This window comes from Pseudomonas sp. HY13-MNA-CIBAN-0226 (assembly GCF_040310305.1).
Lineage (GTDB): Bacteria > Pseudomonadota > Gammaproteobacteria > Pseudomonadales > Pseudomonadaceae > Aquipseudomonas > Aquipseudomonas gregormendelii.
In genome coordinates, this window is record NZ_JBEOPS010000018.1 from 83964 (window position 1) to 98530 (window position 14567).

Sequence of the window (14567 nt, forward strand, 5' to 3'; positions counted from 1 at the left end):
TGGAAGGCCCTATTGCAATTGCGTAAGGCAGGTGCTGCCCAGGAAGTTCAGGGTGCGCGATTGTACGCAAGCTGCCGGGCTGATGCAAGAGGCCGTCCATCGTGCCTTGACACCCGCCGACGTGGGTCCTAGCATGCCGCGCAACCCTTCTGGAGCAACTGTCGCTGATGCAACCCCAAGCTTTCTACCGCGCGGTGGCGGACGATTTTAGCGCCGTCGACGGCATCATCAAGAAGCAGCTGACTTCCCGAGTGCCGCTGGTATCGAAAATCGGCGATTACATTACCTCGGCTGGCGGCAAACGCCTGCGGCCCTTATTAGTGTTGCTGTGTGGCAAGGCCCTCGGCCGCGAAGGCGATGACATGCGTCTGCTGGCCGCGACCATCGAGTTCCTGCACACCGCCACCCTGCTGCACGACGACGTGGTCGACATGTCCGGCATGCGCCGTGGCCGCTCGACCGCCAACGCCATGTGGGGCAACGCCCCAAGCGTACTGGTGGGCGACTTCCTGTATTCGCGCTCCTTCGAAATGATGGTCGAACTGGGCTCCATGCCGGTGATGAAAATCCTTTCGCAAGCGACCCGCATCATCGCCGAAGGCGAAGTGTTGCAGCTGTCGAAGGTCCGCGACGCCAGCACCACCGAAGAAACCTACATGGAAGTCATCCGCGGCAAGACCGCCATGCTCTTCGAGGCCTCGACCCACAGCGCTGCGGCCCTGGCAGGTGCGACACCGGAGCAGAGCGAAGCCCTGCGCACTTTCGGTGATCACCTGGGGGTTGCCTTCCAGCTGGTCGACGACCTGCTCGACTACAAGGGCGATGCCGAGACCCTGGGCAAGAACGTCGGCGACGACCTCGCTGAAGGCAAGCCGACCCTGCCGCTGATCTACACCATGCGCGAAGGTACGCCGGAACAGGCGGCCCTGGTACGCAAGGCGATCCAGAAAGGCGGTATCGAAGACCTGGAAAGCATCCGAGAAGCAGTGGAGGCGTCGGGCTCGCTGGAATACACAGCGCAACTGGCACGGGACTACGTAGCCCGCGCGATCAAATGCCTCGAGGCGCTGCCAGCCAGCGAATACCGCGATGCATTGGTTGAGCTGAGCGAGTTTGCGGTAGCCCGCACGCATTAAAGGCAAACGCAAAATCAAAAGATCGCAGCCTTCGGCAGCTCCTACAGGTGTACACAAAACCCTGTAGGAGCTGCCGAAGGCTGCGATCTTTTGCCATGACACCCTCTTCGAACAAAACCCTATATAATGTGCGACTTTTAGCGATCCTCAATCCAAGGAGCCCTAGTGAGCACGTTGCCACCCTGCCCGAAATGCAATTCCGAATACACCTACGAAGACGGCGCGCAGCTGATCTGCCCTGAGTGTGCCCACGAGTGGTCGACTGGCGGCGAAATCGAAGTGGCGGCCGATGACACCGTGAAGAAAGATTCGGTCGGCAACGTCCTGCAGGACGGCGATACCATCACCGTGATCAAGGACCTCAAGGTGAAGGGCACTTCGCTGGTGGTCAAGGTCGGCACCAAGGTCAAGAACATCCGCCTGTGCGATGGCGACCACGATATCGATTGCAAGATCGACGGCATTGGCCCGATGAAACTCAAATCCGAGTTCGTCAGAAAAGTCTGATCCTGCTGTAGCCCATCCTGCGCTCTGCGCCGGATGGCGCCCCTCCCCCCGCGATGGCCAGGCGCCAGCCGTATTGACCTTACGCAATCTTTACCCGAAAAAAAGCGCAAACCGCCAATAGGTCCTTGCTATTTAATGAATAAGAATTATTCTCATTGAATCCCAGATCAATGGAGATGAGACTGATGACTTATTTGATCGATGCCTGGCTTGACCGTCCACACCCTTACCTCAGGATCCTGCATCGGGAAACCGGTGAAGTCTGTGCGGTGCTTGAAGAAGAAGCCCTGAACGAACTGCAGGACCAAGGGGATCTGGACGTCAACGGCCTGAGTTCCAGCGAACCGGTCGTACTCAAGGAGCTGGTGCGTAACCTGTTTCTGTTCTGCTACGCCCGGGCATTGCGCCCTGCGCATGAGCTGCAACACAAGATCGAAATATGACCTGTACGATAAAAACTGTGGGACCCAGCCTGCTGGCGATGGTGTCAACTCGGTCTTGAACAAAACCCGGTCGCCCCATCGCCAGCAGGCTGGCTCCCACATTAGCCTGTCACAGGGACAGGCATAGGCTTACAGAACGTCGAGCAGCTCGACGTCGAACACCAGAACGCTGTGCGGCGCAATGCTGCCAACGCCTTGAGCGCCGTAAGCCAATTCGCTCGGCACGTACAGACGCCATTTGCTGCCAGCGTTCATCAGTTGCAGGGCTTCGGTCCAGCCAGCGATCACGCCGCCAACCGGGAATTCTGCAGGCTGGCCGCGCTCGTAGGAGCTGTCGAACACAGTGCCGTCGATCAAGGTGCCGTGGTAGTGAGTACGAACCTGATCTTCACGGGTTGGCTTGGCGCCTTCGCCCTGGGTCAGCACTTCGAATTGCAGGCCCGAAGCCAGGGTGGTGATGCCGTCACGCTTGGCGTTTTCAGCCAGGAAGGCCAGGCCTTCGCCTGCTGCAGCTTCAGCCTTGGCAGCGGCTTCAGCTTGCATGATTTCGCGAATGACCTTGAAACTGGCGGACATTTCTTCCTGGCCTACACGGCTTTCCTTGCCGGAAAAGGCGTCGGTCAGACCTGCCAGGATCGCGTCCAGGTTAACGCCCGGTGGCGGGTTGTCGCGCAGCTGGTCGCCCAGCTGACGGCCGATACCGTAGCTGACGCGGGTTTCGTCGGTGGACAGATTTACTTCGGACATGACACTGCTCCGCTGTGCGGACGGCCCCGGAACATGCCGTGCGTACACAGCGCGTCCCGGAGCGCCCGGAACCAAAAGGGCCAGCAGACTAGCACAGTTGCCAATCGGTTGATTAGAGCCCTCAGCCCTGCCAGGCAGAACGGAAGGCGATCGGCACCTTCAGGCTCTCCTCGGCACTGGCGCCCAGGCCGCACATTTCGTCATGTACCGAGGTGTGCACCAGGTTGAATGGCAAGGTGGGAAAAGCATGCAGCACTTCACGGGCATGCTCCACCGAGCGCAGATGAAGCACTTTGCCGTGGGCATCACTCAATGGATAGGCTGCGCCGTGCATGCGCGCCTCCAACAGGTAGATGCCGCCTTCAAGGGAAATCAGGTTCAGCTCATCGACCTTGTGGGCGATGGCAAAGGCATTGAGCTCTTGCAGGTTCATTGATGCACCTCGAACGGTGGCGGGCCAGGACCTTTACAGGGATAGGCTTCGTCGCTTCAAAGCACAAGCCAAAAACCACACCGCTCGTCCGGTTCACTGCCTGAGACTGCAGGAGCGAGCTCGCTCCGGGCGGCGTTCCGACGGAGAACTCAAGGCCCGCGCTCATTCAGAACCCCGCGTTATCGTTGAAGTCCATCGCGAGCAAGCTCGCTCCCACAGTGGCCGTGATCAGTGCTTGGTGAGCTTGTCGAGGTAACCCATGGCGAAGGCCGACACCACGAAAGTCATGTGAATGATCACGTACCACTTCAGGTGCTCGGGGTCGACGTTCTTGGCGTCCATGAAGATCCGCAGCAGGTGGATCGAGGAAATCGCCACGATCGACGCTGCCACTTTCATCTTCAGCGAAGACGAGTCCATGGTGCCCAGCCAGTTGAGCTTCTCTTTGTGGTCGTCGATGTCCAGTTGGGAAACGAAGTTCTCGTACCCGGAAATCATCACCATCACCAGCAGGCCACCCACCAGCGCCATGTCGATCAGCGACAGCAGCACCAGGATCACATCCGATTCGGCCATTGAGAACACGCTGGGAATGACGTGGAAGACCTCCTGAAAGAATTTCAGCCCCAAAGCCAGCAATCCCAACGACAAGCCAAAATAGATCGGCGCCAGCAGCCAGCGCGAGGCGTACATTGCATTTTCGATAAAGCGTTCCATTAAATCTCACACCTGGGCTGAAATGGTCGCGAGTATAACAGTCCGCTGTTACACCCAGAAACAGGCGGAAAATCCACAACCTGCACATATGTGACAAGTTTTTTCTGCTAGTGTCGAAACAATTGACAGCTCAGCGACATCGGACAGGAAGACGGGAAAATGGATGTGCGATTGCCTTTGACGGGCGCCGGAATGTGCCTGGCTTTACTGATGAGCGCCTGCTCGCCCAGCGATGAAAAAGCCCAGGTCAGCCTCGAAGAGAAAACGGCCCGGTTCGAAAAGTCCCTGGACGCCATCGAAGATCCCAAACTCAAGGATGCCGTCGCCGAATTGGGTGGCTCGCTGTTATTGCTCGAACGTGCGCAACTCAAGCTCGACAGCAAGCCGCTGGAAACCGAATACAGCGACGATGCGCTCGCCGTGCTCAAGCACTACCCCACGCCTCAGGCGCTGGTCGACACCTACATCAACGGCCTGTTCGTGCTGCACAAGGATTCCAGCTCCGACTACCTGACCGACCTGCAGCCGGTGTTCCCCTTCAATTTCAACATTCCGGATACCTTTGTGTTCCCCCATGGAGTGGAATGGCTGTCGGTGACACTGAGCAACAAACGCGTCATCGGGTTCCAGCCGGAGTGGTCGGAGACCGATCCCGGCATCCAGTTGAGCCCCTCGAGCTCCAACCTGACCAATCCCGATGACCTGACCGTCACCTACCCCTTCATCGATGGCCTTGACGTCGACAACAAACACCAGCCTCAGCCCGTCAGCCTGCAGGGCAAAGTGGAAGTTATCGCGCCGCGTCGTTTGTACAGCTTCAATCTGACCAAAAAGGACGTCGGCCAGACTCGCAGTAACGACAACCTCAGCGTCAAACTGTTGAAGCTTGAAAAAAATTACGCCGAAATCGAGTTCAGCAATAGCGCCCCAATGGCTGCCGAGGTGGCTGACACGCCCCTGAATCCATTGATCGTCCAGGCCAGGGACAGCACCGGGCAGTTTCTCTCGCGTTCGGGCTCGATCAACGAAACGGCCGAGCAAATTGCGTTTTATCAAAAGCAATTGGCGTTATTGCAGCAGCAGAAAACCTGGAGCGAGGCCTTCGAGAAACAACTCGAATCGCAGCAGCGGGCCTTTGAGAAGCAGCAAACCAGGCATTACTCGAAGGTCTATTTCAACGGGCCGATCGACGCCCTGGAAGTTAGCGTACTGGATTTCTCCACCGCCACAGTGACCCGCAAGGACCTCGATTTGCCGGTACGCCGGTTCGATCCTCGCACCACGGAAAAAACCATCCAGACCCTTGAGCTACCAGTGGTGGTGTACGACGACCAGGCTGCGAACTGGCTCAAAGGCGCGACACTCAGTGAAGACCAACTGAAAAAAGGCGTGAGCATCCGTCAGTCGGTCGATGACCCGAGCGCCGCGCAGATCGAGTTCGATCACAGGAGAAGTTTTAACGACGAACTGCTGGGCAGCTCCTTCAACCCCGGTGACAGCCCGGTCAGCTTCTTCACCGAAGACGCCAGTGGAAAACGTGACGAGCCGATCGAATTGCCACCCGAAGCGTTCCAGGTCGATCCTCTGCGCGGCACCATCACCTATGACCTGAACCTGTTCCCGCAGACGCCTGCCTATACCGTAGGCTCGATCCCGCTGTTCCTGGCCAGCATCGAGAAGAAAAACCTGGACGCTGGTCAACTGCCCAAGGGCCTGGAGCTCAAAGGCAATGCCCTGCTGGTCGACCTGAAGGCATTCCCGGAGCAGGACTGGCGTTTCTACGCCCGGGACGACAGTGGTAATTACCTGAAGGAAATACTTGCTGTGAGTCACGATGCGAGCCCGGAGGGCCCGGCTTTGACGGGCGTGCACTACTTCTATGGCCGGCCTGCCCGCCTGGAAACCTATCAGCGGATCGATCTCACCACCGTGCAATATGGGTTTGAGGTCAAGCTCGACAAGGCTGATACCGCCAGCCTTGATCAATAGCCCACTCAGTGATCCGGGCGGAACTCGAAACCGGCCAGGTTGCGCGTGCGTCCGCCATTGATTTCCCGCAGCTGGGCTTGCAAGTGCAGGCACCAGATTTGCGGGTCGTCGGCCAGTTGATAACCATGCAAGGTCAGGCTTTCAACGATAGTGTCGAGGATTGATTCAGCCACAAATGGGCCATGGAAAGGTCCCTGTGCCTTGATGGCAGAAGGTTGTTCGCCCGCCATTCCGGCAGCAAACAGCAAGGTCCACATGCCCTTGTCTCCCGCCAGGGGGCGCACGGCGCATTCGATACGGGTCACAAGGCCCAGGCATTGTCGGGTGAGGCAGAGGTTGCGCGACATGGCGGCGACCCTCGGTAGATCCGGTATTCAGCCTCCATCAGAAGACTGTTTCGATCCAGTGATACTGTCGATATCCTTGACCTGAGAATAGAAGAAAAGTCTGGAAAGCATGCCAGGTAGAACCACAAGGCGCCGAATGGTCATTGTGTGAATATTGGCGCCAGAGTGATGGCACTTTGCACAGTTTAATCGGATGCACAGGTGGGAGCGAGGCTGCTCGCGATGGCGGTGTGTCGTCCAAAATATCAGCTGGTTGACACTCCGTCATCGCGAGCAGGCTCGCTCCCACAGGTAAGTGGTGAAACCTCAGGGGCCTATCAGGCCGGCTTGGCCTCCACCAAGGCTTCCTGCGCCGCTTCCTTCTCCGCCTCCCTCATGTCCTCTTCGCTGATCATTTCCGCAATCACCCGCAGGCGCTCCACTACCCGGGCGTTGACGCTGCCCTCCGGGAACTCGCCATTCTCGTCCGGTGCACCGGCTGGTTCGCCGACCAGCAGGCTCAGGGCCTCATCGGCCTGGCGCACTGCGTACACATGGAACTGGCCGGCGCGCACCGCCGCCAGGACCTTCTCATCGAGCATCAGCGTGGCCACGTTGGCCTGCGGAATGATTGCACCTTGTTCACCCGTCAGGCCGCGGGCCTCGCAGAGTCGGAAGAAGCCCTCGATCTTCTCGTTGACCCCGCCCACCGCCTGCACTTCACCGAACTGGTTGATCGAGCCGGTGATCGCAAAGCACTGCTTGAGCGGTGTTTTCGACAACGCCGAAATCAGCGTGCAAGCTTCGCCCAGCGACGCGCTGTCACCGTCCACGTAACCGTAGGATTGCTCCAGCGCGATGCTCGCGGAAATCGCCAGCGGAAATTCCTGGGCGTAGCGGCTGCCGAGGTAACCGGTCAGGATCATCACGCCCTTGGAGTGAATCGGCTGGCCCAGATTGACCTCACGCTCGATGTCGACGATGCCGCTGCCACCCGGGTAAACCGTGGCAGAAATACGCGCTGGCACACCGAAGGCCGAATCGCCGACTTCCAGCACCGTCAGGCCGTTGCACTTGCCCACGGCCGCGCCATCGGTGTCGATCAGGATGATTCCGGCCAGCATGTCATCGAGGATTCGCGCCGAGACCCGCCCGGTACGGGTGGCCTTGGCCTTGAGGGCTCGTTCGATATGCCCGGCGTCGGTCATTTCATCCGCCGCCAGGTGACGAATGAAATCCGCCTCGCTGACCAGCTGGAACAGGTCGCCGATGCGCGCCGACAAGCGCCCCTGGTGTTCAGCCAGACGCGCGCTGTAGGTCGCCAGGCGCGCCACCGCATCGGCAGTCAAGGGCGCCATGCCCTCTTCCGAGGTGCGGGTTTTCAGCAGTTGGGCAAACTGTTCCAGGCTTTCGTCGACCATCGGAATGTCTTCGTCGAAATCCACCAGCACGCGGAACATCTCCTGGAAGTCTGGATCGAGGTCCTGCAGCGTGTAGTACAGCTGCCGAGCCCCGATGATGACGACCTTGACCTGCAGCGGGATGTTTTGCGGGGTCAGCGTCACGGTGGCCAGGCGGCCCAGCTCACCCAGTGGCGATTCCATCTTCAGCTTGCGCGACTGCAGGGCACGCTTGAGCGCATCCCATACGAATGGCTCGCTGAGCATTTTCTCCGCTTCCAGGATGAGAAAACCGCCGTTCGCGCGGTGCAGTGCACCCGGGCGCAGCTGCCGATACGTGGTGTAGAGCGCGCCCTGGTCAGTGCTGTACTCGATGCGTCCGAACAGGTTTTCATAAGTCGGGTGCGGCTCGAACACCACCGGTGCGCCGCCGCTGGCCGAATGACCGACCACCAGGCTCGGGGCGTATTGTTCTTCCAGCATCTTGCGGGCGACAGCGTCGATCTTGCTGTCGTCGACCAATTGCTCGACAACCGTTTTCAGCAGGTAGACCTGCATCGCCTGCAGGTAACCGCAGACCGCGGCGTTCTCGGCATACTTCTCCGACAACGGTGACAGCAATGGCTGCAAGGCCAGGGTGATGGTTTCTTCATTGAGGTGGCGCAGTTGATTGCTCGACTCACGCTTCCATTGCGGCAGGCTGGCGAGCTCTTCGTTGAGCCGTTCCTCGAGGCCGGAAATGTCATCGTGAAAACGCTCGCGATCGGCTTCGGGCAGTTGGGCGAACTCTGCTTCGTCCAGGGCCTTACCATCCCCCATCGGGGTGAACGCAATGTTGCTGGCGTCGCGGTACAGCGCAACGTCCTTCTCCAGCGCCAGGCGCTCAATGATATCCAGCGCCTTGTCGTAGCGCTGGTTGAATGCACGGTCGATGGCACTTTTCTTTTGCTGGTAGGACGGGTGTTCAAACACCGCAGGGAACGTCGCCACCAGATTGTCGATCAAGGTGTTGATATCGCCGATAAACGCGCCGGCGGTGCCTGAAGGCAGTTCCAGGGCCCGGGGTTCGCGCGGCTCGTCGAAATTGTTGACATAGACCCAGTCTGCCGGGGTCTGCAGGCGTTTGCCTTCGGCTTTCAGGTAGCGTTTGACGAACGAGAACCGGCCGGTGCCGGGCTCACCCATGACAAATACGTTGTAGCCGGGGCGTGGCATGGCCACGCCGAACTGCAATGCTTCGACTGCACGTTCCTGGCCAAGCACACCGCGAAAGGGCTCCAGATCATTGGTGGTAGAGAAGCTGAACTGTTCAGCGGAAAACGGACGGGTCAGCGCTTCGGGCGCTAGACGCAAGCTGGCAGCAACAGGATCAGGCATCGGGCTTCCTTACATCAGGCGGGGCAGATAGCGGCATTCTGGCGCTGCCTCCACCCCACTTGCAAGGCGCGCCTTCAGTCAAAGCATAGCCAAACCGCCATCGTCAGGCTGGCCGGGGCTAAATCGATGTTTTGACGAATATTTAGCAAAAAGTAACGGAACCCTTGGAACGTGCCTAAACTCCAAATTGCGCGGCTGGAACAATAACCGGCCCACTGGCGCCAGATCGGGCCAGGCCCTGTCCATTGGTATGCACATAAAGAGAACAAAGCTATGAAACGGATTCTTCTCGGTACTCTCTTCACCGCTGTATCCATCAACGCCATGGCTCAGGCGCCAGGCGGTCCGGATTGCGGTTGGGGCAACATGCTGTTCGAAGGTCAGCGTGGCACCCCGGCTCACTTCCTGGCATCCACCACCAACGGCACTTCCGGTAACGCAACGTTCGGTATGACATCGGGTACCAACGGTTGCTCGACTAACGCGTCGCTGACCTATGGCGGCAAATCCTGGCTGGCCATGAATGGCATGATGAATGAGTTGTCCGAAGACATGGCTAAAGGCAACGGCGAAGCGCTGACGACCTATGCCGTGGTACTGGGCGTGGCGCCGGAAGATCGTGAGCATTTCGCAGCAGTTACCCACGAGCACTTCCAGCAGATCTTCAGCAAGGCTGATGTAACCGCTGAAGACGTGCATACCAACACCCTGTCCGTTATCAAGAACGATGCTCGCCTGGCCAAATACGCCACTCAAGCATAAGCTCGACCCACCCGCTCCTCTTGGGGGGCGGGTTTTATTTTTTGGACCTGCGCCCCCTTGGGTCTTTGTTTCTTTCCATTAAGTTGCCCACTATGCTCAAACGCCTTGCCTGGTTGGCGCTCTGTGCCTGCGCCCCGCTGTCCGCCGCGCCAAACATCGACTCTGAACGTTTGCAGCAACTGGCTAACGACCCATTCTGGATCTCCCTGGGCCACTACGAAACTGCCAAGCTCGGTGGCTGGCGCAGCTATGTCAGTGACCGCAAGTTTTTCCTCGCGCCGGACGGCAACGAACATCCGGACCGCGAACTGGCCGCCACTGTGCAGGCCTTGTACGCCCCGGCAAGCAAAGGCGAACAACACGCGCAATGCGTCTACCCGGCACGCACCCGCTGGCTCAAGGCGCAACTGAACCTGACGGACTTGCCGGCCCCGCAATGTACTGAATTCAAGCAATGGTTCAAGGACGTTTCCCCCGACAGTGCGGTGATGATCTTTCCAGCGGCCTACCTGAACAGCCCGTCGTCGATGTTTGGTCACACCCTGCTGCGCATTGACCAGGCTGGCGTGCAGAGCGACAAGACTTCACTGCTCAGTTATGCGATCAACTTCGGCGCCTACATCGAAGGTGCCGACAACAGCATCCTTTACGCCTGGAAAGGCCTTATGGGGGGCTACCCGGGGCTGTTTGCGCTGGTGCCCTACCAGGAAAAGCTCTCGGAATACCGCAGTCTGGAGAACCGCGACCTGTGGGAATACCGGCTGAACCTTACCCAGGCAGAAACAGCGCGCATGGTCGAGCACGTTTGGGAACTGAAACAGATCCAGTTCGACTATTTTTTCTTCGACGAAAACTGCTCCTATCGCTTGCTTGAGCTGCTGCAAGTGGCGCGACCGAGCCTGCGCCTGACCGAACAATTCCCCCTCACGGCCATCCCTACCGACACCGTCAAGGCCGTGAAAGAGGCCGGCCTGGTCGAGTCCATCCAGTATCGTCCGTCCAGGGAGCGTGAGCTGCTGAGCCGTGCCGAGCCGCTGACTGATGAAGAGCAGCAATGGGTACTGAAGGTCAGCGCCGATCAGAAGCAGCTTCAGAGCGCAGATTTCAAGGCCCTGCCGCGCGATCGCCAGGCGCTGGTCATCGACGCCGCGTATCGCCTGGAACGTTACCGCGCCAACGGCCAGGAACGCGACCCTGAGCGCTCCCAGCGCAGTTTCGAACTGCTGCGGGCGATCAATCAGAACCCGGCGCCGGCGCTTGATATTGCGCAACCGGGCCTGCCCGAGGACGGTCATGAATCGCGCACCTGGCAGGCCGGCATCGGCACTCGGGGCGATGAAGCCTTCGCCGAGTACGGCTTGCGCATGGCCTACCATGACCTCAACGACAACGCCGAAAGCTTCCCTCTGGGCGCGCAGATCGAAATTCTGCAGATGAAATTGCGCCAGTACGAAGGCAACCGCTGGCAGTTCCAGCAGTTGGACCTGGCGACGATTCGATCGCTGACCCCGCGCAACGAGCTGCTGCAACCATTGTCCTGGCAAGTCACCGGCGGCCTGGAACGCGTTCCGGGCAAGCACGATGACGAGAACCTGGTCAGTCACGTCAACGGTGGTGGCGGTGGGACATGGCAATTGAGCGAAGACATGCTCGGGTTTGTCATGGGCACCGTGCGGGTTGAGCACAACAATGACTTCGCCGAATTCATCGCCCCCGCCGCCGGATTTAATACCGGGGTGCTGTGGAAAAACCCGCTGGGTAATTTCAGCCTGGAAACCAAAGGTGATTTTTTCACCAATGGCGAGGTGCGGCGCAGTGTGAGCTTGAATCAGCAGTGGGAGCTGTCGCGAAACCTGGGGCTGCGCCTGAGTGCGCAGCGCGAGTTCAGCCACATGGCATCGCCTGAGAATGAGGTGATGCTTGAAGTGAAGTGGTATCACTACTAGATCAAAAGATCGCAGCCTTCGGCAGCTCCTACATTCGATCGCGCACACCTGTAGGTGCTGCCGAAGGCTCGAGCCGCGTTCGGACGATCTTTTGATCTTCCTTTCACATCCCGACAACGACTCGACTTCTAGACTGACTGCATAGGCCGTCGAACGGTCAGGAGTCTGAGATGTGGCGTTGCGCAGGTATGTTGGGATTGCTGCTGTTGTGCGCGGGTTGCCAGTCGACCCACGAAGACCTGATCGCCAAGGGCTATCCGCCGGCCTTCGCCGACGGTTTCGATGACGGTTGCGTCAGTGGTCGCCAGGCGGCCGGGGCGATGACCGGTGAATTTCGCAAAAACGTCCCGCGCTATCTCAAGGACCCGCACTATGCCGAAGGCTGGAGCGATGGCTTTCGCCAATGCCAGGCGATGCTGGAAAATCAGGAGCGCGCAGACTATCGCAGCCACCATTGGGATGACCGCGATAAGGCCTGGCAACAACAGAAGGACCAGGATGCGGCGCACGCCTATCGCTCGCAATGAATCGCTCACGGGCATCCGTCGAAACTAAATGCCTGCGACCATGGCCCAAACCCTATTACGGGAGAAAACCATGAGTCGCGCCTTCGTCAATGAAGATAACGCCGCTGCGCAAGCCGATCAGCCTGTCGAACGGCAGGTCAGCGCGCAGCCCAACTACGTCACACCCACTGGACTGATCCAGTTGCAGGCCAAGGTTGCCGAACTGCAGCAGCAGCTAAGCGCTGAGTCGGCCAAGGGAGAACAGGCGGATAAGCAGCGCCAGGCGGATCTGCAACGGGATTTACGCTATTTCAACCAGCGCGTGCTCAGCGCGCAAGTGATCACACCCGCGAGCTCGACGCAAAAGGTGCAGATTGGCAGTCGAGTGACGTTTGCCGACGAGCACAACGCCGAACAGAACGTCCAGCTGGTGGGCGAGGATCAGGCGGACGCATCGGCGGGCCTGATCAACTGGGGCTCGCCGCTGGGCCGGGCGCTGCTTGGGGCGCAACTCGGGGATGAGGTGCTGTGGCAACGCCCGGCCGGCGATCAACAGATCGAGATCATCCGCATCGAACCGGCTTAGACCACACCTTGGGCGAGCATGGCATCGGCGACTTTGACGAAGCCGGCGATGTTTGCCCCTTTGACGTAGTTGATCCGGCCATCCTCTTCGCCGTAGTGCACGCAAGCGTGGTGAATCGACTGCATGATGGCGTGCAGTTTGCTGTCCACCTCGCCGCCGGTCCACAGCAGGCGCATGGCGTTCTGCGACATTTCCAGGCCACTTACGGCGACGCCGCCAGCGTTGGACGCCTTGCCTGGCGCAAACAGAATCCCTGCCTCGATGAACAGGTCCACGGCTTCCAGCGTGGTCGGCATGTTGGCGCCTTCGGCCACGCAGATGCAGCCGTTGCGCAGCAATGCGCGGGCGGCCTCGGCATCGAGTTCATTCTGCGTTGCGCATGGCAGCGCGATGTCGCAGGCCAGATCCCATGGGCTCTGACCGGCGCGGAACTCCAGGCCGAAGCGCGCAGCCAACTCACTGATTCGCCCGCGCTGGACGTTTTTCAGTTCCAGTACCGCCAGCCATTGCTCTTCAGTCAAACCAGCTTCGCAGTACAGCGTGCCCTCGGAGTCCGACAGCGAAATGACCTGGCCGCCCAGGTCCATGACCTTGCGGGCCGCGTACTGCGCGACGTTGCCAGAACCCGAGATCGCCACGCGCTTGCCTTCGACGGTTGCGCCTTGGCGCTTGAGCATTTCCTCGGCGAAATAGACACAGCCGAAACCGGTGGCTTCGGGGCGAATCAGGCTGCCGCCGTAACTCGGGCCCTTGCCTGTGAGCACGCTGGTGAACTGGTTGCTCAGGCGCTTGTATTGGCCGAACAAAAAGCCAATCTCCCGGGCACCGACGCCGATATCGCCCGCCGGCACGTCAACGTCTGCACCGATGTGCCGGTACAGTTCGCTCATGAAGGACTGGCAGAAGCGCATGACTTCAGCATCGCTTTTGCCTTTGGGGTCGAAGTCCGAGCCGCCCTTGCCGCCCCCCATGGGCAACGAGGTCAGGGAGTTCTTGAACGTCTGTTCGAACGCGAGGAATTTCAGCACGCCCAGGTTCACTGACGGATGGAAGCGCAGACCGCCCTTGTACGGACCGATGGCACTGTTCATCTGGATGCGGAAGCCCCGATTGACCTGCACCTTGCCGTGATCGTCGACCCATGACACACGAAACACCACCGCCCGCTCCGGCTCACAGATACGCTCCAGGATGCCGGAAGTCAGGTAGCGCGGATTGGCTTCCAGAAACGGCCAGAGGCTGCGCAAGACTTCTTCCACAGCCTGATGAAACTCGGGCTGGTCGGGGTCACGTTTTTTCAGGCGGGCAAGGAAGGATTCAACGGATTCGATCATGGAAAGTCTCGGCAAATTTATTGTCGTTGGAGAGATTGAGCCGGACTTTAACAAACGAATCGCGCACAGGAACAGCGCAACATGTCGCCTTTATGAAATTAAATGGTGCACAGGATATAAATAAGCCTGTTTTTCGGCCGATTTTGCACCTGAATAGGGAGATCGACTCGACGAAATGCACCAACAGTTATACCGCCATCGCTAGCAGGCTAGCTCCCACAGGGGATGGGTGGTGAATCGAGATTTATTGCCTGCACAAAACTTTGTGGGAGCTGGCCTGCCGGCGATGAATTCCACTCGGTATCCCTGAAAAACAGAACAAAAAAAACGGAGCCTGAAGGCTCCGTTCTTTCATGCA

General features: G+C 59.1%; 14 protein-coding genes. 8 read left to right on the plus strand and 6 right to left on the minus strand.

Annotated features, from left to right (window positions below):
* Positions 1-167 precede the first annotated feature (167 nt).
* From AAEZ05_RS20035 to AAEZ05_RS20045, 3 genes are all read left to right on the plus strand, one after another.
* Complete coding sequence (locus tag AAEZ05_RS20035; RefSeq protein WP_045059350.1) at positions 168-1136, plus strand: polyprenyl synthetase family protein; 969 nt, start codon at positions 168-170, stop codon at positions 1134-1136.
* Between the two features lie 165 nt (positions 1137-1301).
* The gene (locus tag AAEZ05_RS20040) at positions 1302-1643 is read left to right on the plus strand and encodes a zinc ribbon domain-containing protein YjdM (protein WP_045059349.1); all 342 of its coding nucleotides are present in this window, start codon (positions 1302-1304) and stop codon (positions 1641-1643) included.
* 185 nt (positions 1644-1828) lie between these two features.
* Positions 1829-2086, plus strand: a complete 258-nt coding sequence (locus AAEZ05_RS20045; protein WP_045059348.1) for a PA4570 family protein — start codon at positions 1829-1831, stop codon at positions 2084-2086.
* A gap of 129 nt (positions 2087-2215) precedes the next feature.
* On the opposite strand, the gene bamJ is transcribed toward AAEZ05_RS20045, so the two are convergent.
* The 3 genes from bamJ to AAEZ05_RS20060 form a co-directional block, all read right to left on the minus strand.
* Entirely contained in the window at positions 2216-2833 is a 618-nt protein-coding gene (bamJ, locus tag AAEZ05_RS20050) for a BamJ family beta-barrel-assembly machinery protein (RefSeq protein ID WP_045059347.1), read from the minus strand.
* 121 nt (positions 2834-2954) lie between these two features.
* Positions 2955-3266: a DUF6482 family protein gene (locus AAEZ05_RS20055; protein ID WP_045059346.1), complete on the minus strand. Its 312-nt coding sequence runs from the start codon at positions 3264-3266 to the stop codon at positions 2955-2957.
* Between the two features lie 228 nt (positions 3267-3494).
* Positions 3495-3983, minus strand: a complete 489-nt coding sequence (locus tag AAEZ05_RS20060) for a TIGR00645 family protein (RefSeq protein ID WP_045059345.1) — start codon at positions 3981-3983, stop codon at positions 3495-3497.
* 159 nt (positions 3984-4142) lie between these two features.
* On the opposite strand from AAEZ05_RS20060, the gene AAEZ05_RS20065 reads away from it, so the two are divergent.
* Complete coding sequence (locus tag AAEZ05_RS20065) at positions 4143-5972, plus strand: hypothetical protein (RefSeq protein ID WP_350648533.1); 1830 nt, start codon at positions 4143-4145, stop codon at positions 5970-5972.
* A 5-nt stretch (positions 5973-5977) separates the two neighbouring features.
* On the opposite strand, the gene AAEZ05_RS20070 is transcribed toward AAEZ05_RS20065, so the two are convergent.
* The gene (locus tag AAEZ05_RS20070; protein ID WP_045059343.1) at positions 5978-6319 is read right to left on the minus strand and encodes a PA4575 family protein; all 342 of its coding nucleotides are present in this window, start codon (positions 6317-6319) and stop codon (positions 5978-5980) included.
* A 317-nt stretch (positions 6320-6636) separates the two neighbouring features.
* A complete protein-coding gene (locus AAEZ05_RS20075) occupies positions 6637-9075 on the minus strand; it encodes a Lon protease family protein (RefSeq protein ID WP_045059342.1) in 2439 nt (812 codons plus the stop codon).
* 273 nt (positions 9076-9348) lie between these two features.
* Here AAEZ05_RS20075 and AAEZ05_RS20080 point away from each other — a divergent pair, with 273 nt between their 5' ends.
* The 4 genes from AAEZ05_RS20080 (at position 9349) to AAEZ05_RS20095 (ending at position 12875) form a co-directional block, all read left to right on the plus strand.
* Complete coding sequence (locus AAEZ05_RS20080) at positions 9349-9837, plus strand: DUF3015 domain-containing protein (RefSeq protein ID WP_045059341.1); 489 nt, start codon at positions 9349-9351, stop codon at positions 9835-9837.
* A 92-nt stretch (positions 9838-9929) separates the two neighbouring features.
* Positions 9930-11783 (plus strand): Lnb N-terminal periplasmic domain-containing protein, encoded by a 1854-nt coding sequence (locus AAEZ05_RS20085; RefSeq protein WP_350648535.1) that lies wholly within the window; start codon positions 9930-9932, stop codon positions 11781-11783.
* 170 nt (positions 11784-11953) lie between these two features.
* Positions 11954-12310, plus strand: coding sequence for a hypothetical protein (locus AAEZ05_RS20090; RefSeq protein WP_205893984.1), 357 nt, complete (start codon positions 11954-11956; stop codon positions 12308-12310).
* A 70-nt stretch (positions 12311-12380) separates the two neighbouring features.
* Entirely contained in the window at positions 12381-12875 is a 495-nt protein-coding gene (locus AAEZ05_RS20095) for a GreA/GreB family elongation factor (RefSeq protein WP_350648537.1), read from the plus strand.
* On the opposite strand, the gene gdhA is transcribed toward AAEZ05_RS20095, so the two are convergent.
* The gene (gdhA, locus tag AAEZ05_RS20100; protein WP_350599457.1) at positions 12872-14209 is read right to left on the minus strand and encodes an NADP-specific glutamate dehydrogenase; all 1338 of its coding nucleotides are present in this window, start codon (positions 14207-14209) and stop codon (positions 12872-12874) included. The two genes, AAEZ05_RS20095 and gdhA, sit on opposite strands and share 4 nt — an antisense overlap.
* Positions 14210-14567: the final 358 nt, after the last annotated feature.

What these genes read in the sequence shown, in the direction of transcription:
- AAEZ05_RS20035 (WP_045059350.1), top strand. Translation starts at nt 168, where the DNA reads ATGCAACCCCAAGCTTTCTACCGCGCGGTGGCGGACGATTTTAGCGCC.
- AAEZ05_RS20045 (WP_045059348.1), top strand. Translation starts at nt 1,829, where the DNA reads ATGACTTATTTGATCGATGCCTGGCTTGACCGTCCACACCCTTACCTC.
- bamJ (WP_045059347.1), bottom strand. Translation starts at nt 2,833, where the DNA reads ATGTCCGAAGTAAATCTGTCCACCGACGAAACCCGCGTCAGCTACGGT.
- AAEZ05_RS20055 (WP_045059346.1), bottom strand. Translation starts at nt 3,266, where the DNA reads ATGAACCTGCAAGAGCTCAATGCCTTTGCCATCGCCCACAAGGTCGAT.
- AAEZ05_RS20060 (WP_045059345.1), bottom strand. Translation starts at nt 3,983, where the DNA reads ATGGAACGCTTTATCGAAAATGCAATGTACGCCTCGCGCTGGCTGCTG.
- AAEZ05_RS20065 (WP_350648533.1), top strand. Translation starts at nt 4,143, where the DNA reads ATGGATGTGCGATTGCCTTTGACGGGCGCCGGAATGTGCCTGGCTTTA.
- AAEZ05_RS20070 (WP_045059343.1), bottom strand. Translation starts at nt 6,319, where the DNA reads ATGTCGCGCAACCTCTGCCTCACCCGACAATGCCTGGGCCTTGTGACC.
- AAEZ05_RS20075 (WP_045059342.1), bottom strand. Translation starts at nt 9,075, where the DNA reads ATGCCTGATCCTGTTGCTGCCAGCTTGCGTCTAGCGCCCGAAGCGCTG.
- AAEZ05_RS20080 (WP_045059341.1), top strand. Translation starts at nt 9,349, where the DNA reads ATGAAACGGATTCTTCTCGGTACTCTCTTCACCGCTGTATCCATCAAC.
- AAEZ05_RS20085 (WP_350648535.1), top strand. Translation starts at nt 9,930, where the DNA reads ATGCTCAAACGCCTTGCCTGGTTGGCGCTCTGTGCCTGCGCCCCGCTG.
- AAEZ05_RS20090 (WP_205893984.1), top strand. Translation starts at nt 11,954, where the DNA reads ATGTGGCGTTGCGCAGGTATGTTGGGATTGCTGCTGTTGTGCGCGGGT.
- AAEZ05_RS20095 (WP_350648537.1), top strand. Translation starts at nt 12,381, where the DNA reads ATGAGTCGCGCCTTCGTCAATGAAGATAACGCCGCTGCGCAAGCCGAT.
- gdhA (WP_350599457.1), bottom strand. Translation starts at nt 14,209, where the DNA reads ATGATCGAATCCGTTGAATCCTTCCTTGCCCGCCTGAAAAAACGTGAC.